Annotated in this window: 20 protein-coding genes; all 20 read right to left on the bottom strand. The window is 58.4% G+C overall.

Annotation, left to right across the window (positions count from 1 at the left end; genetic code table 11):
• Positions 1-85: 85 nt before the first annotated feature.
• The 20 genes from parC to rpsP all read right to left on the bottom strand — a co-directional run bounded on the left by parC (position 86) and on the right by rpsP (position 22951).
• The gene (gene parC / locus MPRO_RS01740; protein ID WP_067286234.1) at positions 86-2341 is read right to left on the bottom strand and encodes a DNA topoisomerase IV subunit A; all 2256 of its coding nucleotides are present in this window, start codon (positions 2339-2341) and stop codon (positions 86-88) included.
• 40 nt (positions 2342-2381) lie between these two features.
• Positions 2382-4283, bottom strand: a complete 1902-nt coding sequence (gene parE / locus MPRO_RS01735) for a DNA topoisomerase IV subunit B (RefSeq protein ID WP_067286232.1) — start codon at positions 4281-4283, stop codon at positions 2382-2384.
• A 16-nt stretch (positions 4284-4299) separates the two neighbouring features.
• Positions 4300-4929: a YqiA/YcfP family alpha/beta fold hydrolase gene (locus MPRO_RS01730; protein WP_067286230.1), complete on the bottom strand. Its 630-nt coding sequence runs from the start codon at positions 4927-4929 to the stop codon at positions 4300-4302.
• Between the two features lie 46 nt (positions 4930-4975).
• Positions 4976-5761, bottom strand: coding sequence for a metallophosphoesterase (locus MPRO_RS01725; protein ID WP_067286229.1), 786 nt, complete (start codon positions 5759-5761; stop codon positions 4976-4978).
• A 36-nt stretch (positions 5762-5797) separates the two neighbouring features.
• Positions 5798-6235 carry a DUF1249 domain-containing protein gene (locus MPRO_RS01720; RefSeq protein ID WP_067286227.1) on the bottom strand — a complete coding sequence of 146 codons (438 nt, stop codon included), beginning with the start codon at positions 6233-6235 and terminating at the stop codon, positions 5798-5800.
• An 11-nt stretch (positions 6236-6246) separates the two neighbouring features.
• Positions 6247-6867, bottom strand: a complete 621-nt coding sequence (locus tag MPRO_RS01715; protein ID WP_067286225.1) for an NUDIX domain-containing protein — start codon at positions 6865-6867, stop codon at positions 6247-6249.
• A gap of 82 nt (positions 6868-6949) precedes the next feature.
• Positions 6950-8719 (bottom strand): GGDEF domain-containing protein, encoded by a 1770-nt coding sequence (locus MPRO_RS01710; protein WP_067286222.1) that lies wholly within the window; start codon positions 8717-8719, stop codon positions 6950-6952.
• A 101-nt stretch (positions 8720-8820) separates the two neighbouring features.
• Entirely contained in the window at positions 8821-11478 is a 2658-nt protein-coding gene (locus tag MPRO_RS01705) for a sensor domain-containing protein (protein WP_067286221.1), read from the bottom strand.
• 352 nt (positions 11479-11830) lie between these two features.
• Positions 11831-12013, bottom strand: a complete 183-nt coding sequence (locus MPRO_RS01700) for a hypothetical protein (RefSeq protein WP_067286219.1) — start codon at positions 12011-12013, stop codon at positions 11831-11833.
• Between the two features lie 50 nt (positions 12014-12063).
• Positions 12064-13803, bottom strand: a complete 1740-nt coding sequence (recJ, locus tag MPRO_RS01695) for a single-stranded-DNA-specific exonuclease RecJ (protein ID WP_102136246.1) — start codon at positions 13801-13803, stop codon at positions 12064-12066.
• Between the two features lie 4 nt (positions 13804-13807).
• Complete coding sequence (locus MPRO_RS01690; protein WP_067286217.1) at positions 13808-14605, bottom strand: YdcF family protein; 798 nt, start codon at positions 14603-14605, stop codon at positions 13808-13810.
• A 69-nt stretch (positions 14606-14674) separates the two neighbouring features.
• Positions 14675-16069, bottom strand: a complete 1395-nt coding sequence (gene thrC, locus MPRO_RS01685; protein ID WP_067286216.1) for a threonine synthase — start codon at positions 16067-16069, stop codon at positions 14675-14677.
• A gap of 10 nt (positions 16070-16079) precedes the next feature.
• The gene (locus tag MPRO_RS01680; RefSeq protein WP_067286214.1) at positions 16080-17381 is read right to left on the bottom strand and encodes a homoserine dehydrogenase; all 1302 of its coding nucleotides are present in this window, start codon (positions 17379-17381) and stop codon (positions 16080-16082) included.
• 204 nt (positions 17382-17585) lie between these two features.
• Entirely contained in the window at positions 17586-18332 is a 747-nt protein-coding gene (locus tag MPRO_RS01675; protein ID WP_067286212.1) for a DsbC family protein, read from the bottom strand.
• Between the two features lie 79 nt (positions 18333-18411).
• Complete coding sequence (xerD, locus tag MPRO_RS01670) at positions 18412-19347, bottom strand: site-specific tyrosine recombinase XerD (protein ID WP_216821211.1); 936 nt, start codon at positions 19345-19347, stop codon at positions 18412-18414.
• Positions 19348-19354: 7 nt separating this feature from the next.
• Complete coding sequence (locus tag MPRO_RS01665; protein ID WP_067286211.1) at positions 19355-20851, bottom strand: LSm family protein; 1497 nt, start codon at positions 20849-20851, stop codon at positions 19355-19357.
• Between the two features lie 164 nt (positions 20852-21015).
• A complete protein-coding gene (gene rplS / locus MPRO_RS01660; RefSeq protein WP_067286209.1) occupies positions 21016-21372 on the bottom strand; it encodes a 50S ribosomal protein L19 in 357 nt (118 codons plus the stop codon).
• Between the two features lie 22 nt (positions 21373-21394).
• A complete protein-coding gene (gene trmD, locus MPRO_RS01655; protein WP_067286207.1) occupies positions 21395-22144 on the bottom strand; it encodes a tRNA (guanosine(37)-N1)-methyltransferase TrmD in 750 nt (249 codons plus the stop codon).
• A gap of 3 nt (positions 22145-22147) precedes the next feature.
• Positions 22148-22675, bottom strand: coding sequence for a ribosome maturation factor RimM (gene rimM, locus MPRO_RS01650; protein ID WP_067286205.1), 528 nt, complete (start codon positions 22673-22675; stop codon positions 22148-22150).
• 24 nt (positions 22676-22699) lie between these two features.
• The gene (rpsP, locus tag MPRO_RS01645; protein ID WP_067286204.1) at positions 22700-22951 is read right to left on the bottom strand and encodes a 30S ribosomal protein S16; all 252 of its coding nucleotides are present in this window, start codon (positions 22949-22951) and stop codon (positions 22700-22702) included.
• Positions 22952-23028: the final 77 nt, after the last annotated feature.

The following is a 23028-nucleotide window of genomic DNA, read 5'->3' as shown; positions in this document are numbered from 1 at the left end:
ACAGGCCAGACATACAAAAGGCGCTGACGACACAGAGGTCGCCAGCGCCTTTTTCGGATACCAGGGCGCTTGCAGGCGTTGCCCGCTACTCGTCGCCCTCCACTTCCAGACGGTCAACCCGCTGATAGCCCCGGGGCAACTTGTTGCCGCGCCGGCCACGCTCGCCGCGATAATGATCAATCTCCGCCGGCTTGAGCTTGAGATGCTGCCGCCCGGCATGCACCACCAGGGTCTTGTCCGGATCCAGCGTCACCAGCGCGGTCAGATACTCTTCCCGCGCCTTGGCCCGTGCGCCCGGAATATTGATGATCTTGTTGCCCTTGCCCCGCGCCAGCTCCGGCAGATCCGCCACCGGGAAGACCAGCAGTCGGCCTTCATTGGTCACCGCCGCCAGCAGATCCCGTGCCGCATCCTTCACCAGAATGGGCATCAGGGTCAGACTCGCCTCCGGCAGTGTCAGCGCCGCCTTGCCGTTTTTGGTTTTGCTGCTCAGGTCAGACACCTTGGCGACAAAGCCATAACCCGCATCGGACGCCAGCAGCACCCGGTCATTATCCTGCCCCGAGAACATGCCTTCGATGGTCGCGCCCTTGGGCAACGACAATTGGCTGGTAACAGGCTCGCCCTGTCCCCGCGCCGATGGCAGCGTATGAGTATCCAGGGTATAGCTGCGCCCGGTGGAGTCGAGCAGCAGAGTTGGCTGATTCATGCGCCCGGCACAGGCCAGTTTGAAGCTGTCGCCGGACTTGTAGCTCAAGCCTTCGGCATCGATCTCGTGGCCCTTGGCAGCTCGAATCCAGCCCTGCTTTGAAATCACCACGGTCACGGGATCTGCACTGAGCAGATCCTTCTCGCTGAACGCCTGAGCTTCATTACGCTGCACTATGGGCGAGCGGCGGTCATCGCCGTAGGTTTTGGCATCTTCTTTCAGCTCATCCTTGATCAGCTTGCGCAGCCGCGAATCTGATCCCAGGATTTCTTCAAGACGCTTGCGTTCGGCTTCCAGCTCATTCTGCTCGGCACGGATCTTGAACTCTTCCAGCTTGGCCAGGTGGCGCAGCTTGAGTTCCAGAATCGCTTCGGCCTGGCGCTCACTGATATTGAAGCGCCGGATCATCTCGGCCTTGGGCTCTTCCTCGTAACGGATGATGGCAATAATCTCGTCGATATTGAGATACGCAATCATCAGGCCTTCGAGCAGGTGCAACCTATCCAGCACCTTGTCCAGACGATACTGCAGGCGACGGCGTACCACCTGAGTTCGCCAGCTGAGCCATTCGGTGAGGATCTGACGCAGATCCTTCACCTGGGGCCGGCCATCGATACCTATCATGTTGAGGTTAACGCGGTAGCTGCGTTCCAGATCGGTAGAGGCAAACAGATGTGCCATCAGCTGGTCGATATCAACGCGGTTGGAGCGTGGAATAATTACCAGCCGGGTGGGGTTTTCGTGATCAGACTCATCCCGCAGATCCGCCACCATCGGCAGCTTCTTGGCCTGCATCTGGGCCGCTATCTGTTCCAGAATCTTGTTGCCTGAAACCTGATGCGGCAGCGCCGTGATGACAATCTCACCCTGTTCACGGATATAGACTGCACGCATGCGCACCGAACCGCGGCCAGTTTCATAGAGCTTGCGCAGCTCATGGGCCGGGGTGATGATTTCAGCATCCGTGGGCATGTCCGGCCCCGGAATGAATTCGCACAGCGACTGCACGTCCGCCGAAGGATGGTCCAGCAGATGCAGACAGGCGCTGGTCACTTCACGCAGGTTGTGCGGTGGTATATCCGTCGCCATGCCCACCGCAATGCCGGTGGTACCGTTAAGCAGCACGTTGGGCAGGCGCGCCGGCAGTACCGCAGGCTCCTGCAAGGTGGCGTCAAAGTTGGGCAACCAGTCAACGGTGCCCTGGCCCAGTTCGCGCAGCAGCAGCTCGGCATAGGGCGCCAGGCGCGACTCGGTATATCGCATGGCGGCAAAGGACTTGGGATCGTCCGGCGAGCCCCAGTTACCCTGGCCATCGACCAGCGGGTAACGGTAGCTGAACGGCTGTGCCATCAGCACCATGGCCTCGTAGCAGGCCGAGTCTCCATGGGGGTGGAACTTGCCCAGCACGTCGCCGACGGTACGGGCCGATTTCTTGTACTTGGCCGTCGCCTTGAGCCCCAGCTCAGACATGGCATAAATGATGCGACGCTGCACCGGTTTCATACCATCGCCTATATGCGGCAATGCGCGGTCGAGAATGACGTACATGGAGTAATCCAGGTAGGCCTTCTCGCTGAAGGCTTTTAGCGACAAGCGCTCAACGCCGTTCTCAAAAGTGGATTCTGTACTCATTTCAAAATTCCGTCAGTGCATCTGGTGCCGTTGCCCGATCTCAGATATCGGCCAGGTTGCCCTTAATCTCGAGCCAGCTCTTGCGATCAGGCGAGCGCTTCTTGGCCAGCAGCATGTCCATGGTTTCGTCGGTGTCATCATCCTCTTCCGTATCGATGGTGAGCTGCACCAGACGGCGGGTATCCGGTGCCATGGTGGTCTCACGCAACTGCAACGGATTCATTTCACCCAGCCCCTTGAAGCGCTGCACGCCAATCTTGGCGTTTTTGCGCTCGGCACGAATGCGTTCGATGATGCCGTTCTTCTCGTCCTCGTCCAGGGCGTAGAACACTTCCTTGGCGACGTCGATGCGAAACAGCGGCGGCATGGCGACATGAACATGACCGGCCGCCACCAGCGGCCGGAAATGACGCGCAAACAGGGCGCACAGCAAGGTGGCGATATGCAGACCGTCTGAGTCCGCATCGGCAAGGATGCAGACCTTGCCGTAACGCAGGCCGGCAAGATTATCGGAACCGGGCTCAACACCGATAGCCACGGAGATATCGTGAATTTCCTGCGACCCCAGTACCTCGCCGGAGTCCACTTCCCAGGTATTCAGAATCTTGCCCCGCAGCGGCATTATGGCCTGGAATTCACGGTCCCGCGCCTGCTTGGCAGAGCCGCCGGCCGAGTCACCCTCCACCAGGAACAGCTCGGATTGCATGGCGTCACCGCCGGAACAGTCCGCCAGCTTGCCGGGCAGAGCCGGCCCCTGGGTCACCTTCTTGCGCACCACTTTTTTGTTGGAGCGCAGACGGCGCTGGGCATTGCTGATTACCAGCTCCGCCAGCTGCTCACCCTCTTCCACATGGCGGTTCAGCCACAAAGAAAAGGCATCCTTGATGGCTCCGGAAATAAAGGCGGCAATCTTGCGCGATGACAGCCGTTCTTTCGTCTGACCGGCGAACTGCGGATCGCGCATCTTGGCCGAGAGGATATAGCAACAGCGCTCCCAGACATCGTCAGCGCTGAGCTTGACGCCACGGGGCAACAAGTTGCGAAACTCGCAGAATTCACGCATGGCTTCGAGCAGGCCGGTACGAAAGCCGTTTACATGGGTGCCCCCCTGAACCGTGGGGATCAGGTTGACGTAACTTTCGCCCACCATGTCACCCCCATCCACCAGCCACTGCACGGCCCACTCCACCGCGTCCTCTTCACCGGTAAGGCTGCCACTGAAAGGCACTGCCGGCAGCGCTTCGAAGACCTGAGTCGAGCCCTTGAGGTAAGCCACCAGACCATCTTCGTAATACCACTCGTCTTTCTCGGCCTTGGCATCACCCTGGTCGACAAAGGTGACCCGCAGCCCCGGGCAGAGCACCGCCTTGGCGCGCAGCACATGCTTGAGGCGCGGTACGCTGAATTTCGGGCTATCGAAGTACTTCGGATTCGGCGAGAAGCGCAGGCTGGTGCCGGTATTGCGCTTGCCACAGCTGTCGATAATTTCGAGCTCCGACACCTTGTCGCCATCGGCAAAGCCGATGCGATAGACATTGCCGTCACGCTTGACCTGCACATCCAGCAGACGCGACAGCGCATTGACCACAGACACGCCCACGCCATGCAGGCCGCCGGAGAACTGGTAGTTGTCGTTGTTGAACTTGCCACCGGAATGCAGCCGCGTGAGGATCAGTTCAACCCCGCTGACCTTTTCTTCGGGGTGTATATCCACCGGCATGCCGCGGCCGTCGTCACTCACGGTCATGGAGCCGTCTTTGTGCAGCACGACGTCGATCTGTTTGGCGTGGCCGGCCAGCGCCTCATCGACGGAATTGTCGATCACCTCCTGGGCCAGGTGGTTGGGACGGTCGGTTTCGGTATACATGCCCGGCCGGCGTCTTACCGGGTCCAGACCACTGAGGACTTCAATCGCCTCGGCTGTGTATTGTTGTGTCGCCATCGGTTGCGGATTCCTGTCAATGCGATAGCTGGGAGAAGGGTAAAGCTACGGCTTCGGGTAACTCAATGCGCCCGGCCGCAAAGGCGAGAATCGCCGGCAGCAGATCCTCGAAACGGTCAAAACCGTGACTACCGCCTGGCTGCACAAACTGTTCTGAGCCGGCATAACGGGCCACGGCTTCGCGATAATCCAGAGTTTCATCGCCAGTCTGCTGCAACAACAGATAGCGTTCCTGCGCCTGCAGCTCGGAACAGGCCAGCGCCTGCAGCTGGGCCAGGTGCTCTGGCGTCAGCTGGTAGTGTTCGTGGGTATAGAGATTTTCGTTGTCGCCAAGCCAGCTGGCCAGCAATTCCTGGGGCGCGACAGCCGGGTTCACCAGCACGCAGCGACAATGCGGGTATTTTTCCACCAGCGCGGTGCTGTAAAAGCCGCCCAGTGAACTGCCCACCAGCAGCACGGGCTGCTGCCTGTCGGCCACCAGCGCTTCGAGCTGTGTCATGGCCTCTGCCGGCCAGTGTGACAGCATAGGCACGCTGTAGTGCGCCGCCAATCCCAGGCGCTCTAGGTAATCACCCAGGATGCGGGCCTTGATGGACGCGGGGGAACTGTTAAAGCCGTGAACATAGATAAAATGGGTCTGCGTCATCCCCGCTCCTTGCTGATATTACATGGCGGAACCATACCGGAGGGGCCTAATTGACGCAATCCGGCAACGCTATGCGACACAGCCTGGCCTCTATGCGGCCATCATCCTGCAACTCGTAATAGCGATACCCCGGCCGCGCCAGCGCGACATCGGTTTCAAGCTGAAAGTTTTCGCAGCCCGCTTCAAACTGCATCGCCGTGGAGGGCGCAGCAAACAGCTGTATCTGGCCGCGATGCAGATGCTGCTGCTGATGCACATGACCGAACATCAGCCCGCGCACCTGTGGATAACCATCGAGAATGGCCCACAGCTGTGGAGCATTACCCAGCATAATGGCATCCTGCCAGGCACTGCCAAGGGCTACCGGATTGTGATGCAAGGCGATAAACACCCAGCGTTGACCGGCACTGCGCAGTTGCTGGCGCAACCAATCAAGCTCGCCGTCGGACAGGCTGCCGCTCCCACGGCCATCGGGATCTGCGCTGGAGTCCAGCAGCAGAATTCGCCAGTGCTCGCTGTCGATCAGTTTACAGCCCAGTGCGGGCTCCTGCGCCTCGAGCGCCCGCATAGACGCAGCCACATCATGATTGCCCGCCAGCCAGTGGCGCTGCGCGGCCAGGCCGTCCACAGAATCCAGCAGCCGCCGGTAGGCATCGGGGGCACCATGATGGGTCAGGTCGCCGGTTAGCAGCAGCAGATCCGCCTGTACAAAGCGCTGACGCACATCGGCAACCACGGCATCCAGGTGGCACAAAGGATCAATTCCACGGAACAGACCGCCGGGATTCGGGCTCAGATGGCAGTCACTCAACTGCAACAGGCGAAGGGGCATTTCAGACAACTCTTGAGGCAGTTTTTAGAGCGTTTTTTAAACAAAGACGGGTTCGTTGTGGTGGCCGTGATTAAGGCAGTGGTTCAACCACTCACCCAGGTAGCCATTGAGCTGCGCTTTCTCATCGGGATGGTGCATGTCACGGTTGGGATAACCGTAAACACCTGATAGCTGCCGCCGGCTCTTCAGGCAGATGACTTCCGCCATGGTGGCATCATGGTACAGCCGCACGACGAGCGTGGGGGTTGTCAGCCAGCTGGAGCCTTCGTGCAGCTGCTTCACCAGCACAGTGGAGGTGTAGGCGAAGCGCTCCTCCACTTCGAGGCGCACCACGACCTGATGCGCTTTCCAGTACACCTGGAATTCGCGATGATCGCAGACATCCAGGTCCGGCAGCAACTTCATCATGCGTGCGTAGTTGGCCTCACACTGGGCCATCTGCCGCGACAGGTCGGGTACATACTTGCGTCTCATGGCGGCTCCCGTTAAACCCACTGCTGTTCGAGTCGAGGGCTGTGCATTTGCAGCCATTGTATCGCAATGATCGCCGGCGCGTTATCGATCACCCCATCCCGCACCAGCGCACAGGCTTCGTCCAGAGACAGTACATGCACAAGAATGTCCTCCCCCTCTTCCGCCAGGCCATGTACACCCCCCGCCTGGCTGGCATCCACCTGGGCACAGAGCAGATCAATATACTCGCGGGCGGCACCCGGGCTTGGCGTAAAGCGGAGTATGGGTTCGATAGCGCCCAGCTGCAGGTCGGCCTCTTCCACAGCTTCACGGTGTGCGACATCGATGGTGCTCTCCCCCGGTTCCACCAGGCCGGCCACCAGCTCCAGCTGCCAGGGGCCTCGCGGATGATCCAGGGTACCGACACGAAATTGCTCAATCAGTACTACAGCGCGCAGCACAGGATCATAGGGCAAAACACAGACAGCATCCCGGCGCCGATAAAGCTCGCGCTGGATACTCGCCTCTCCGCCCAGAAAACAGCGGTGTGTCACCGTGACCCGGTCAAGCTTGAAAAAGCCATGATGCAGCGCTTCGTCGGCGCTGATATGAAAATCAGCGACACCGAAACGGGGTTTCCAGCCGCCAGCCATATCTGCGCTCCCGTTACGAAACGCACACTATAGCAGAGATCATCAGCGGCACCGGATAGCGGCCGCATTGAAAGAATATCGATCAGAGCGCGCGGCGCGGGGACAGATACAAGGGACCGAGGCGGGTAGTTTTGGCGGCCTTCTTGGCTTCGGCGGCAAGCTCCCCCACCTCCTGAAACCCGGGGCAGCGGTAAGGATCGGGATGCACCACGCCGACAGCAAGCCCCAGTAACTCATGGAACTGATGGCCGCCCTCACGCCCCTGGGCCCAGATACCGCCGTCTTTCAGATGCTGCGGATCATAGAATTCGCGCACAGAATGGCCAAAATCTTCCAGAATACGCTCGCAGGCCCCCCTCCAAAGCCCGTGCCGGAATATCACCACGAAGTCATCGCCGCCAATATGACCCACAAAGGTATCAGGCGCACTGGCATGGCGAGCCAGCAGATCGCCCAAGTGCCTTATCACTCGATCACCCCTGGCGTAGCCGTAGCGATCGTTATAGGCCTTGAACTGATTCAGGTCGAAATAGGCTACGTGGAAATCACAGGCGCCCTCAAGGAGACGATCGAGCTCCTCGTTCACCGGCACATTACCCGGCAGCAGCGTCAGCGGATTGGCATAGCGGGCCGTACGAATCTTGAGCTCGGTAATAGTGCGCAGCAGGTCGCGTATATTGCCCATGCCCAGATAGCTGCCATCCTGAACGATAAGAATATCCTGCTGCACCAGGCTGGACTCCTGCTCGGTAAGCAAATGCGACACCTGCTCCAGCGGCATGCCAACCTCAACCGCCAGAAAATCACGCTGCATAATGTGACTTACCGGCCTATGTTCATAGAGTGCCCGTCCATACTGGCTGGAATAGAGTTCCCACAGCTCCTGTCGACGCAGCACACCCACAGGCTGCCCCTCATCCAGTACCGGAATAAGGGTCAAATCCGGGTGCTGGCGCAGCAGCACACTGGCGGTATCGATCTTGTCGTCCAGGGCCACCGCCGGTGCAGACCTGAGCAGTACGGCAGCGGTCTCGGCCCGCTCATTGTCTCGACTGGCCCGGCTCGACGTCATGGCTATATGACGGCACGCCGCCGCGGACACTGGCAGCGACTGGGGCTTGCCAAGCAGAAACCCCTGACCAAAACCAACACCCAGTAGCTGCAGCGCATGCAGCTCGCCGCGAGTTTCAATCCCCTCGGCAACGATGCGACAGCGGGTGCTGTTACCTATATTGATAATGGATTTGACGAACTCGCGCTTCACGCTGTCCTGATCGATACCACGCACAAAGTGCTTGTCGATCTTGACGTAGGCAGGTTCCAGCTCTGACCAGAGCCGCAGCCCAGAATAACCTGAACCCAGGTCATCGATGGCAATACCAAAACCCATGTCCTGATAGTGGCGCACCGCAGTCTGCGTCAGGCCGCAGTGATCAAATGGATGCTGCTCCGACAACTCGATAACGATACTGGCCTGAGGAATCTGCAGTTGTTCGAGCCACTCCAGCGTCAGCCCCTGGGGGTGACCTGGCAGGCCGAGCAGAGACGCATTAATATTCAGAAACAATAGGCCGGCGGGCCTCAGTTCAGCAAAACGCTCTAATGCCAGGCGTCGGCATAGCAACTCCAGCTCAGCCAGGGTGCCTTCGGCCAGAGCGGCTTCAAACAGAGGCCCAGGCATCTGCAGAGCGCTGTCCTGGGGGCCGCGAATCAGCGCCTCATGGCCAATCACCTCACCGCTCTGAAGATCGACTATTGGCTGGAAATAGGGGGTCAGATTTTCATCACGAATGATGCTGTCCAGCACACTGAGTTCGTTCGCCAGGGGCGCTGTGTGAAGGCTTGACTGCATGCGTTATTCACCGGGAGCTAGCGACATTATGGCCGCCAGACTATGCCCGTTTAATGACAGACGCATGACAGCGACAGCAAAACCTGGGCGCCGCCCGTGACTCAGTCGGTCAGTTCAACCTCCAATAGCTGCATAACCGATTCCAGCGGCATAGGGCGCGCCAGCAGGTAGCCCTGGCCCATTTCACAGCGGTTCTCGCGCAAGAAGGCCAGCTGCTCCGGGGTTTCAATGCCCTCCGCCACCACCTTTAATCCCAGCTTGTGAGCCATGGCGATAACGGCGGCGGTAATTTCCATGTCGTTGCGGTCGTGAGGTATATCCCGCACAAAGGAAGCATCCACCTTGAGTTGGTCCAGCGGCAGTTGCTTGAGATAACTCAGCGAAGAATAGCCGGTACCAAAGTCGTCGATCGACAGCGTTACACCCAACTCCTTGAGCGCGCCCAGGATCTCAAGCACACGATTGATATCGTCCATGATCATGGATTCGGTAATCTCGAATTCCAGATAGCGTGCTTCAAGCCCGCTGCTCTGAAGCGCCTCACGCACCGTATTCAGCAGGTTCGGGTCACGGAACTGGCGCAGCGACAGGTTCACCGCCACCTTGACATCATGCCCCTGCTCGACCACATGAAAACCGGCACTACAGGCTTCGCGGATAACCCAGTTACCCAGCGGCACTATCAGGCCCAACTCCTCAGCCACAGGAATGAATTCAGCCGGTGAAATCCAGCCACGCTCAGCATGGTGCCAGCGAATCAGGGCTTCCATACCCACCAGCTGCAAACCGCCCAGCAAATTCCACTGCGGCTGATAGACGAGACTGAAGTGCCCTCCTTCCAGCGCAGTGCGCAGCTCGGCTTCCATCTGCGCCCGCCGCATCACCTCTTCATTCATTTCACGGGTAAAGAACTGGTAGTTGTTGCGCCCCTGACGCTTGGCTCGGTACATTGCCAGATCCGCATTTTTCATCAGTACAGACCAGGTATCACCGTCATCCGGCGCTAGCGTAATGCCGATACTGAAGGTAATCAGCACCTCATGCCCGGCCACAGGAATAGGCGTGCGCAGCGCGTTAAGCAGTTTCTCCGCTACTTTCTTGGCCTGCCCCAGGCCCGTCACCTGAGGTAGCAGGATGATGAATTCATCCCCCCCCAGGCGCGCGATAATATCGGTCTCGCGCAGCGTCACCCGCAGGTGCCCGGCGATCGCCTGCAACAGCCGGTCACCTATATCATGACCGAGGGTATCGTTAATCTGCTTGAAGTTGTCCAGATCCAGATAGAACACCGCCAACTGCTGGCCGGTGCGGCGCACCTTGCGCAGTTCCTGATCCAGCTGCTCGCGGAACAGTCGCCGGTTACCCAGCTGGGTAAGGGGATCATAGAAGGCCAGCTGCTCAATCTGCGCCTGGGAATGCTTCTGAGCGGAGATATCTTCACTGATGCCGATAAAATGAGTCACGTTGCCGTTATCATCCTGAATCGGCGACAGTGACAGTGCCGACCAGTAGAGCGCACCGGACTTGCGCCTATTGCGAATTTCACCGTGCCAGTCCTCCCCCGCCAACAACGCCTGCCACATATTGCGATAGACCTCGGGGTCAGTCTCACCGGATTTCAGCAGCGACGGACGCTGCCACAGCACCTCCTCAACGCTGTAGCCGGTGACTTCGCAGAACTCTTCATTCACGTATTCGATAATGCCGCTGGCGTCGGTAATTACCACCATGCTGGAGCTTTGCTCCACCGCCCGCGACAGCTTTCGCAACTGATCTTCGCGCCGGCTACGTTCCACCGCAAGACTCACCAGCCGCGCCGCCTGTTCCAGCAGCTTGATCTGCGCCGGTGTTGGCGCACCTGCTTCAGGCGAATACAAGCAGAAGGTCCCCAGGATTCCACCCTGACTGTCAAACACGGGCTCCGACCAGCAGGCTACAATATTGGCCCGTGCCACAACCTCTACAAAAGCAGAGAAATAGGGATGTTGCTGCGCATCCTCAACAAGCACGCGCTTGCCGGTGGCGGCAGCCGTACCGCAGGCACCAACGCCTTCTGCTGCGCTCAGACCGTCTGATATTTCGCGAAAATAATCCGGTAATGAGGGCGCAGCCGTAGAGCGCAGCAAGTGATCCTTATCGAGCAGCATGACCGAACAGAGCAGCCAAGGATAGGCCTGCTCAACCGTTTCAATAAGACGTTCAAGCACGATGGGCAGGGCAATGCCGCGCAGCAGACAGTCCAGTGTCATGCTCTGTAGCCGCGTGATAACGGCTTCCTGGCGCTGCTCGGTAATGTCACTGCCGATCACCAGTATCGTCTTTTCCTGCGCCCCCTGAATTGGCAGGCGGGTACGCAAAAAACTTACCAGCCGCGGTCGACGACCGACGCTATGTACCCAGTCTTCGCCAGCGAAAACCCCGTCTGACTCAAGCGCCTGGCGGTCCTGCACCGAAATGCGCTGCCCATCCGACGCCGAGAATATTTCACCACTGGTTCTTCCCTGCAGCGCAGCAACATCAAATCCGGTGAAAGCCTCAAAAGCACGATTACAATCCAGATACTGGCCACGGGCGTTTTTGATAGAAGCCGATTCAGGCAGCGTATCGAAGATGGCTTTATAACGATTGCGACTGGCCTCAAGTTCGCGCAACTGCGCCTGCTGACGCCAGCAGTGAAAACAGACAGCAGCCAGCGCTGCCAGAATGAGCACAAGCATCAACAGCAGGACAGCCGGCACAGGCCCGGGATTATCAAGCAACGTCTGGACGCCTGCCGCTCGCAAGGTCGAAGGCAACAGCATCAAAGCGGGCACAGTTACCAGAGCCAGCCTCGGACACAGCAACCGACTTTGCGCTATACAAGCAGACAAATTGCTGCGTCCTGCTGACATCAATGGCTCCTGACTTGCGTGACCCGACAAAGGCACGGTCAACTTCAATGCTTAGATGCGATGACAAAGCGCTGCGGCGGCAATCAGCACCGCCAAGTCTGGCTGTATTCTTCCCTGAGATCCACCCATACCGCATCCCGCACAATGTCAGCGAGCGGCACAAACCGGCACGATCAATCTGCCAACCATTGCTGCTGACTATAGGTGGCGCTAAGCAGCATTATAGTTTGCAGGCACCGCCGGCGCAGTCGTCAAAGTCCATGCTGTCCAGTTCTTCGCGCTCAGCCTGGGCCTGGCTCAGACGCTGCAGCAGCTCACCCTCGGCACCTGCGCCCGTTTCAACGCCAGCCCTGGCGAAAACCGCCAGCAGGGTGTTGAGTTCATTCAGCGTCAGATCATTCATTCCCGTATTTCCTTTTATCAACAAATTCTGGAGCCAGTACGACCCCACACTTATGCGCTGATCGCTTCGAGGTGATCCACCATCAGCTGCAGATTACGCTGGCCGCGAAACTCATTCACGTCCAGCCGATACACCACCCGTACCCGTTGCACCGAGGTGTCTGGCCAGAGTGCCGTATCAATATTAAACCAGATGGCATCGATCGCGAGCCCGGTGGCCGGCTCCATCAGAACCAGCTTCAGATGCCGCTGCCCGACAATGCGCTGCTGCAGCAAACCAAACTCACCATCGAACAGTGGCTCCGCAAACTGCTGCCCCCAGGGCCCGCCTTCTCGAAGCACTTCCGCCAGCTCGATACTCAGATCGGCGGCACTCAATGCGCCATCCGTCAGCAGACGTCGTGTGAGGGCTTTTTCATCGAGTTGTTGTCGCACTTGCTCATCAAAGGCCGCACTGAAGTCGTCAAAACGTGCCGCATCCAGCGTCATGCCCGCCGCCATCGCATGGCCGCCAAACTTGTGCAGCAAGCCGGGGTAGCGCGCAGCTATGGCATCAAGCCCGTCGCGGATATGAAAACCGCTGATCGAGCGGGCCGATCCCTTGATCTCACCATTGTCGCCAGGGGCAAAGGCAATGACCGGGCGATGTACCCGCTCCTTGATGCGCGAGGCCAGAATCCCGATAACACCCTGATGCCAGCTTTCATCGTACAGGCAGAGCCCCACGGGCAACGCTGTCTCATCCAGCTCCAGCCGTGCCAGCGATTGCAGTGCCTGCTGCTGCATCTCCTGCTCAATACCACGACGCTCCTGATTCAGCTCATCGAGGGTACGGGCAAGCTCCAGCGCACGATCAGGATCATCGGTGAGCAGACATTCGATGCCGATAGACATGTCTTCGAGCCGGCCGGCGGCGTTGAGGCGCGGCGCCAGGGCAAAGCCAAGATCACTCGCTACCAGACGCGACTGGCTGCGGCCCGACACCTCAATGAGCGCCCGCAAGCCAGGACGCGCCTTGCCAGCCCGGATACGCTGCAGACCCTGGTGCACCAGCACGCGGTTGTTGTGCTCCAGCGCCACCACATCGGCCACAGTCCCCAGCGCCACCAGATCCAGCAGACTGGCGAGGTTCGGCGCCCGCAGGTTACGCTGTTCAAACCAGCCACTGGCGCTAAGCGCTCGGCGCAGCGCGATCATGACGTAAAAAATCACCCCGACACCGCAGGTCGACTTGGCAATAAAGCCGCAGCCCGGCTGATTGGGGTTGACGATGGCGCAGGCCGCCGGCAGTTCGCTGCCGGCCAGGTGGTGATCGGTCACCACCACATCCATGCCACAGGCATTGGCGCGGGCCACCCCCTCAATACTGGAGATGCCGTTGTCGACCGTCACCAGCAGATTCGGGTTCTGCTGACGGGCCACTTCAACGATTTCAGGACTCAGGCCATAGCCGTACTCAAAGCGGTTGGGCACCAGGTAATCCACCTGGGCTGCGCCCATCATGCGTAGCGCCAGCACCGCCACTGCGGTACTGGTGGCACCATCGCAGTCAAAGTCGCCGACAATCAGTATGCTCTCGCCGGCGCTAATCGCCTTTACCAGCCGGGCCACCGCCGCATCCAGCCCCTGCAGGCCGGAATCCGGCAGCAGCTCTGCAAGTGAACGCCCCAGATGATCCAGCGATTGCACGCCGCGGGCGGCATAGATGCGCGCCAGCACGGCATGGGTTTGACTGAAAACCGGCAGGCTGCTGTCCGGCGTCGGGCGCCGTTCGATCTGTATATCCGTCATGGCATCAGGCCTCGGGTGCCGGGAAAAACGCAGTGGTGCGCCCTGTGAGGTGGTAAATCAGCAGACCTGTCCATTCTCGCACGCCCACCACCAGATCACGCAGATTGAGGGCGAACTGCACCCGCACCAAATCCCCGGAGCTGATGTAGTCCACCGGATAAGGCACTAGCTGCCAGCCAAGCTGTCGATAGATACCCACGGAGCGTGGCATGTGGAAGGCCGAGGTGACCAGCAGCCAGGGTTGCTCAGGTACGCCACCCAGCAGGCGAGCGCTGAAGAGCGCATTTTCCCAGGTATTACGCGAATCTCGCTCGAACAGCACCGGCCGCTCGAACAGGGATGCCGGCAGCGTGGCCAGCCAGTTCTGGGCCACATCGGCGCCGCGGTACTGTGCATCCAGCACCGCGGCAGAGCCACCACTGAACACAACCTGGGCGTCAGGATAGCGCTGCATCAGCTCTGGCAGCACCATCAGACGCTCGGCCGCACTGTTGAACTGGCTTTGCTCCCAGCGCGCACTCAGGTCGGCATCCTCGCCGCCGCCCAGTACCATAATGCCCGCCACCGACTCGGGCAGTGCCGCAGGCAGAAAGCGTGATTCCAGCGGCTGCAGCAGCAGATTACCCAGTGGCAGCAGCATAAGACTCAACATGGCCAGGGCCAGAAAACCCAGCAAAACCCGACCCCAGCGACGCCCTAGCCAGACACCCCAGGCCGCCAGCAATAGCAGCAGAACCAGCAGGTTATCCGGCTGTACCGCCAGCCACAGGGTTTTGGAAATGAGGAAGAACAGATTATCCATGCAGCTACAGCCGATAGGCAGCGCCACAGGCACTGCAAATCGGCCTCAGCACATCAGGCGCTGGTACTGTCACGCCTTGTGAACATGGGAGGCCAGGAATGCCTGTACCACGGACAGGTCATTAGCCAGCACTTCATAGTGCTCGGGGCGCTCAAACAGATCCGCCATGCCTTCTGGCAGCTGCGGCGACTCGAGACCCGCCTTGACCACCGGCTCCGGGAACTTGACCGGATGGGCCGTGGCCAGGGTGATCATCGGAATGCTGCGATCACGGTTGCGGTCACGCCCGGCCTGCAGACCAATGGCGGTGTGCGGATCCAGCAGATAGCCGGTTTGCGCATGCACCTCACGAATCAGCTTGCAGGTGGTTTCGTCGTCTACCGCCTGACTGTCGAACAGCTCGCGGACATTGGCCCAGCGCGCTGCGTCGAGCTGTACGGCATCGGTACGAAAACGCGCCATCAGATCAGAAATGGCCGCGCCATCACGGTCGTACACATCGAACAGCAAACGCTCGAAGTTGGACGACACCATGATATCCATTGACGGTGACAGCGTGTGCACCAGCTCACCGCGGCTCATGTCGTTACCGGAAATAACCCGGTGCAGAATGTCGTTGCGGTTGGTAGCAACCACCAGCTGAGCGATGGGCAGACCCATCTGCTTGGCCAGGTAGCCTGCGAAGATATCGCCGAAGTTGCCAGTCGGCACCGAAAAGGCGACTTCACGATGCGGGCCGCCCACGGCCAGGGAGGCTGCAAAGTAGTACACGATCTGAGCCATGATGCGGGCCCAGTTGATCGAGTTGACGGCACCGAGCTTCAGCCCCTTGAGGAAGCTCTGATCGGCAAAGCTGTCCTTGACCATCTGCTGGCAGTCATCAAAGTTGCCTTCCAGTGCAATATTGAAGACGTTATCGGCCTTCACTGTGGTCATCTGGCGACGCTGAACCTCAGACACCCGCTTGTTGGGGTGCAGGATAAAGATATCCAGATGATCACTGTGACGGCAGCCTTCGATGGCAGCGGAACCGGTGTCACCGGAGGTGGCACCCATGATAACCAGACGCTCGCCGCGCTTGGCCAGCACATGATCCATCAGCCGGCCCAGCAGCTGCAGCGCAAAATCCTTAAATGCCAGCGTCGGGCCATGGAACAGTTCCAGCACCCATTCGTTGCTGCCCAACTGTACCAGCGGCGCCACGGCGCTGTGATCAAAAGCGGCGTAGGTTTCATCCACCATTTTTTTCAGGTCAGCATCATCGATGCAGTCACTGACGAAGGGCTGAATCACCTTGAAAGCCAGCTCGTGGTACGGCAGTGCCGCCCAGGATGCGATTTCTTCAGTACTAAAGGTCGGCAGTGTTTCGGGCACATAAAGCCCGCCATCACTGGCCAGTCCTGCCAGCAGCACTTCTTCAAAATTGAGTGCCGGCGCCTGACCCCGGGTCGAAATATATTTCATGCTCGTTTCCTCAATCCTTCAGCAACTCGACACGGATGCGGGTTACCTTGCCAAGGATATCGTCCAGCGCCTCGATCTGAGCCAGAGCATCATTCATCACCCGCTCCTTCACCCGCTGCGTCAGGATAATCACCGGCACTTGCTCGGCGGTGGTTTCCTTCTGGATTATGGCTTCGATGTTAATACCGCTATCACCAAATATTTTAGTGATATGGGCCAGTACGCCGGGACGCTCGATAGCGTGAATGCGCAGATAGTAAGCAGTCTGAATGTCCTCCACCGGCAACACCGGCAGGTCCGAAAGCTGACTCGGCTGGAAGGCCAGATGCGGTACACGGTTGCCCTGCGCGGAATCCAGCATGCGCACCACGTCGATCACATCAGCCACCACGGCAGACGCCGTAGGTTCCGCACCCGCGCCAGCTCCGTAGTACAGCGTCTGACCCACGGCATCACCGTCGACCATAACCGCATTCATTACACCTTCGACATTGGCCAGCAGCAGCGGCTTGGGAATCAGTGTCGGATGCACCCGCAGCTCGATACCCGCGTCAGTACGACGGCTGATACCCAGATGCTTGATGCGATAGCCCAGCTCGTCGGCGTAGGTCACGTCGTCCTGAGTAATGGCGCTGATACCTTCGGTATAGGCCTTGTCGAACTGCAGCGGAATACCGAATGCGATGGAAGCCAGGATGGTCAGCTTGTGCGCTGCATCGATACCTTCCACATCAAAAGTAGGATCGGCTTCGGCGTAACCCAGCGCCTGGGCTTCGGCCAGCACATCGGCAAAGTCACGGCCCTTCTCACGCATTTCGCTCATGATGAAGTTGCCGGTGCCATTGATAATGCCCGCCAGCCAGTTGATCTGGTTGCCGGCCAGGCCTTCACGGATCGCCTTGATAATAGGAATGCCGCCGGCAACCGCCGCCTCGAAGGCCACGATGACGTTGTTCTTCTGCGCCGCTGCAAAAATCTCGTTGCCGTGCACGGCGATCAGCGCCTTGTTGGCGGTGACCACATGCTTGCCGTTTTCGATCGCCGTCAGCACCAGCTTGCGGGCGACATCATAGCCACCGATGAGCTCAACCACGATATCGATTTCCGGGTTGGTCGCAACCGCGAAAATGTCGGCGGTAAGGTCAATGCCGCGGGTATCAGCGTTCGGGTTTTCACGCCGCGCGCCCACCTGGGCTACGACTATATCGCGGCCTGCACGACGACTGATTTCCTCTCCATTGCGCTGAAGCACATTGAAGGTGCCGCAGCCTACGGTGCCAAGACCGCAGATACCAACTTTAACCGGTTTCAAATCAATACCTCACTCGCTGTTGAGTCGAACCGGATGACCTTTCGTCATCCGCGGTAAAAATGGGTGAGTATTATAACGGGAGTTGGACCCGACTTGGATAGGGATATACAGAAGATGCAGGATGAATTTGCCGAACGGCAGATCAGGGAAGGACAAACAGACAGCAAGTGACACGAACAAACCGTGCCACTTGCAGGAACAGTTTTACTGTGCCAGACCGAGCATCTGGGCCAGACGCGCCGCCGGCATGTACCCCGGAACCAGGCTACCATCTTCAAATACCAACGCAGGCGTACCGGTTACGCCCACCTTTTGCCCCAGCGCGAACTGATCCATTACCGGCGAATCACAGGCCAGAGCCGTGATGGTTTCACCGCCCTTAACCTTCGTCAGGTTCTCGGCACGCTGATCCGGCGCCGAACACCAGACCGACTGCATCTTGGTAAAGGCTTCGGAACGCTCACCTCCGCGCGGAAAGGCCAGGTAATCCACCTGAATCCCCATGGCATTCAGCTTGGGAACCTCATCGTGCAGCTTGCGGCAGTAGGGACAATCAACGTCGGTAAACACCGCTATCGTCGCCTTGACCTCACCCTCAGGCTTGAAAGAGATGCGATCTTTCGCATCGACCCCCTCTATAAGCGCGACCCGTTGCGTATTCAGACGCGCTTCCGTCAGGTTTACGAAACCCTTGTCATCACTCAGTTTGTAGAGCTGACCCAGCATGAAGTACTCGCCTTTCGGATCGGCATAAAGCACTTCACCGGTACCCAGAACAACTTCATAGATACCCGGCATCTGCGCTTCAGTAACGGACTCCACCGGAATACGGGCATCGACCTTCATCAACTGCTGGGAAATGATTTCGGTAATCCCGGCATCAGCCTCAGCTGCCTGCAACGTGCCACTGAAGCCCAGCACCATAAGGGCACTCAGGATAGATTTATACATAAAAACCCTCAATATCAGTCGATGTTTATAGACCTTCTCAGACGAGACAGGCACTAATAAGTTCCCTGAACCCCAGCTGCTAGCCCCGCGGATGGTGCTGACGGTGTACGGACTGCAGCCGGTGCTGCGCGACCTGAGTATAAATCTGCGTGGTTGAAAGATCGCTGTGACCCAGCAACATCTGCACCACTCGCAGATCAGCGCCATGATTCACCAGATGGGTAGCGAAGGCATGACGTAGCACATGGGGGGACAGGGGCTTATCGATACCGCCTGTCACGGCATGCAGCTTGACCCGATGCCAGAATGTCTGGCGCGTCATTTGCTGTCCGCGTCGGCTGGGAAACAGCACCTCGGAACCCGTTTCAATCAGTTCTCGACGCGCCTGTAGCAGATAACGCTGCAGCCAGTGCACGGCCTCGTCACCCAGCGGAACCAATCGCTCCTTGTCACCCTTGCCAATCACCCGCACCAGCCCCTGACGCAGGTTCACTTGCCCACAGGACAGACCGACCAGCTCCGACACCCGCAGACCGGTGGCATAGAGCACTTCCAGCATAGCCCTATCCCGCAGCCCCAGGGCATCATCCAGCGGCGGTGCAGCCAGCAGCTGCTCAACATCTGCTTCGGTCAGAGTTTTAGGTAATGGCCGGGCACGGCGCGGACTGTCGATCTGCAGCGTCGGATCATCTGCCAGGCGCTCTTCTCGAATCCAGTAACGATAAAAGCCACGCAGACAGGACAGCAGACGCGCCGTGGAACTGGCCTTGAGCCGGGCTTCGAGCCGCCAGTCTAGATGACGGCGCAGCAGCGCCCGGTCCGCGTCAAGCAAGGCCGCACCCTGATCATTAAGCCAGCAGGCAAAAATACTGAGATCACGCCTGTATGACGCCAAAGTATTGGCACTGAGACCCTTTTCAAGCCAGAGAGCATCGATATACCGCTCTATATCGCGCTGATCGGCCTCCTGGGGCGAGCGCCGGCGCAAGCGGCCGTCACCTTCAATATCCGACACGGCCGCCTTAACGCCAGACAGACAGCTCTGCCACCTTGTCAGCCGCAATCGGGAAAACTGCCACTCCGCGGTCCAGACGCTGCTCTACTTCCAGATTACCCCCAGCCACCCGCACCAGGGTGCCTTCGATACGGCGCCCAAAATAGGTTCGCAGCTTAACCTTCTGTCCGGCATAGCTATGCACCTGCTGCACCGCCGTGGGCTTGTAGGTTTTTTCCGCTGCTCTGGCCTTGACCACTATCCCCGGCATAACCTGAATTACATCAGGATCAATAATAGTGGTCACCGACGATGGCTCAGGCCTGGGCTGCTCTAGTTCAACCACCAGGTCTTCTTGCTCGGGCGCACGCTTTTCAACCACGCCTGCGGCCAAGGGCTCCGGCTCCTGCAGTGCGACCGACTGCTCTTCAGTTTGCGGCACTGCAGCGCCCAGCGCCCCATCCGGCAAAGCCTCAGTAGCAGCACCATCTGCGGCAATAGCCTCACCTGGATCAAGCGACCAGTCGATCGTACTCAAATCCTGACTCACACCATTAACCGACACCTGAACATTCAGCAAACCAAGCAGGTCTTCCGGTGATGAAATCGTTGCTATGGATTGAGCCCCAAAGCCCGGCGATGGCTCGGCTACCAGCTGTAAAATGGCCCGCGGCTGCTGCAGATCCGCATAGGCTTTAACCAGCAGATCAGGCATCAACCAGCCAAGCTGCCTCAGCTCGGCCTGCACCATTTCACTGTGTCGCTGTGCATACTCAGCCGGCGCGTAACCACCACTCAGAGCACAAAAACGATTGCGTCTGGCGTTGTAGCCCAGGTCTGCGTAATCCAGCGAGACACGCTCAACCGACGGCTGCGCCTGCACCAGCGAACCTATAGAAAGCACATTACTGGCCAAAGACAGGTCGACATAAAAACTGGTTTTCGCCATATCGGCGACATTGACATCGGAGCGCAGTCGCAACGACTGGGAGCCAGGCATAAAGTCCATCGCCACCAGCATATCCATGGTCAGGCGCTGATACTTCATGGCCCGGGTCGTTGCCAGGTCAAAGCGCTGCACATCACCACAGGCGAGAGCCTCAAAGCCGGTACCTTGCTGAGGCACGGCAAAGGACTGCCCCATGGCCTCCCACTGCGCCAGATAGTCGGCATCAAGAGTCATACTCAGACCCGTAACCGACAACGCCATATGCTCGGGCCAGTTGCCTTCGCGCAGGGTCTTCTCGGCATCAAGGTAAAACAGCGGATCAGGCGCCTGGAACAGCACAGACCCGATCAGCACAGAATCCTTGCTACCCACAGGGGTTATCTGCACGCCAGCAACGCCAGCACTTCCATCGATCCCGGCCACAACACGCGCATAGGTGATTTTAGCGAAGGGCGCCGCAGCCTCAACCATGCGATCGGCGGAGGTTTTTACCTGGTACCAGTAATATCCATAGGCACCACCGACGATCAACGCCGGTATCAGTAAAAATCCCAGCAATCTAAACAACTTCCGCATAGCTGCAGTTCCTTTTGTAGTCTGTCAGTACCGGCTTACAGAGATTTTAATACTAGGCATCATAGCGATAAATGGCGAACAGGCCAACGACAGAGCTACTTAAGCCCGAACGCAAAAAGGGCGACCCGAGGGCCGCCCTTTTAGAAACTGAAGTGAGCCAAGGCTCAGCCCAGCTTTTCCTTGATACGTGCAGACTTGCCGCTACGTTCGCGCAGGTAGTACAGCTTGGCCTGACGCACGTCACCGCGACGCTTGACACCAATGCTGTCAACAGTCGGGCTGAAAGTCTGGAAAGTACGCTCAACGCCCACACCGTGGGAGATTTTACGTACGGTGAAGGCAGAGTTCAGGCCGCGGTTACGCTTGCCGATCACTACACCTTCAAATGCCTGCAGACGCGTACGAGCGCCTTCAGTTACTTTAACCTGTACGACAACGGTATCACCGGGGCCGAATTCAGGGATCTGCTTACCCATCTGCTCAGCTTCGATCTGCTGAATGATAGAGATTTTGCCGCTCATAGCTCGCTCCTAGAGTGAGTACTCAACCGTCGGACCTCTGGGTCTCACGGATGTATTCGTTTAACAACGTCTGCTGCTCGCGATTCAGCTCGAGGATTTCCAGCAGGTCCGGGCGCCTTGTCCAGGTTCGGCCCAGTTGCTGTTTCAGACGCCAGCGCCTGATTTCCTCGTGATTGCCGCCTAGCAGCACCTCGGGTACTTGCATTCCGTCAAACTGTTCCGGTCTCGTGTAGTGTGGGCAATCCAGCAACCCCTCGCTAAAGGAGTCTTCGGCAGCGGAGCTTTGATGACCCAGCACACCAGGCACAAGCCTGGATACTGCGTCGATCAGCGTCATGCCCGGCAGTTCGCCGCCGCTGAGGACAAAGTCTCCCAGCGACCACTCTTCATCGATTTCAGTTTCCAGCAGGCGCTCGTCGATACCTTCGTAACGCCCCGCCACCAAAATCAATTTCTGCCTTGCTGCCAGCTCACAGGCACCGACATGATCCAGCCGTCGCCCCTGGGGCGACAGATAAATCACCGTCGCACCTTCGCCAGCAGCGCTGCGCGCAGCCTGTATCGCATCCCGCAATGGCTGAACTTTCATCAGCATGCCAGGACCGCCACCATAGGGACGGTCATCGACAGTACGGTGTTTGTCCAGAGTATAATCCCTGGGATTCCAGCACCGGACGTCAATCAGCCCATTGCGCACCGCCCGTCCCGTGACCCCGTAAGCCGTAACGGCTTCAAACATCTCGGGAAAGAGGGTGACTACACCAAACCACACCGCCTAAAACTCCGGATCCCAGTCAACCCGAATGCTACCCTTAACCAAATCAATTTCTTTGATCACCTGATCGGGCAAGTAGGGAATCAAACGCTCGCGGCGATCGATACTCTCTTCGGTGCCCCGCACGATCAAAACATCGTTGGAACCCGTTGCGATCAGATGCTCTACCTTGCCCAGCAACTGGCCGGACTCGGTATATACCAGCAGGTCTTCGAGCTGCCTCCAGTAGTACTCACCGGCTTCCAGTTCAGGAAGGCGGCTGCGCTCGACCAGAATTTCAGCACCGCAGTAAAGCCGCGCCACATCCCGATCATCTACTCCAGCCAGCTTGGCCACCAGGCCTTTGCCATGAACCCGACCACTTTCAATCTCGACGAATTTTGTTTCGTTTCCGATTTTCAGCTGCCAGGGGGCATAGTTCAGGATGTTTTCCATCGGTTCGGTACTGGAATGAACCTTTACCCAACCTTTGACGCCGTACAGAGTTGTAATCTTGCCCAGCGTTATAAGAGAACTTGTATCTTCCATCCTTCGACCCGGCCCAACCTTGCGTTACTTAGCTGCTTTCTTTGCTTCTTTGATCAGCTGAGCAACACGCTCGGACAGGCTAGCGCCTTTTTCCTGCCAGTACTGAACACGTTCCAGATCGACGCGCAGGCTTTCTTCCTGACCGCGAGCAACTGGGTTGAAGAAACCAACGCGCTCAATAAAGCGACCATCACGCGCATTGCGAGAATCGGCTACGGTAAGGTGATAAAACGGACGCTTTTTGGCGCCGCCACGAGACAGACGAATTGTTACCATGTGCATGGTCCCTTTATTTGCGCGGGTTTTAGGATCGCCCGCGGTTTCAAATCCGGGCTACACCGGGACTAACCCCA

The sequence above is a fragment of the Marinobacterium profundum genome, assembly GCF_001528745.1.
Classification (GTDB): Bacteria; Pseudomonadota; Gammaproteobacteria; order Pseudomonadales; family Balneatricaceae; genus Marinobacterium_A; species Marinobacterium_A profundum.
Note: the sequence above shows the minus strand (reverse complement) of the source record. Positions and strands in the feature narration are given on the sequence as shown.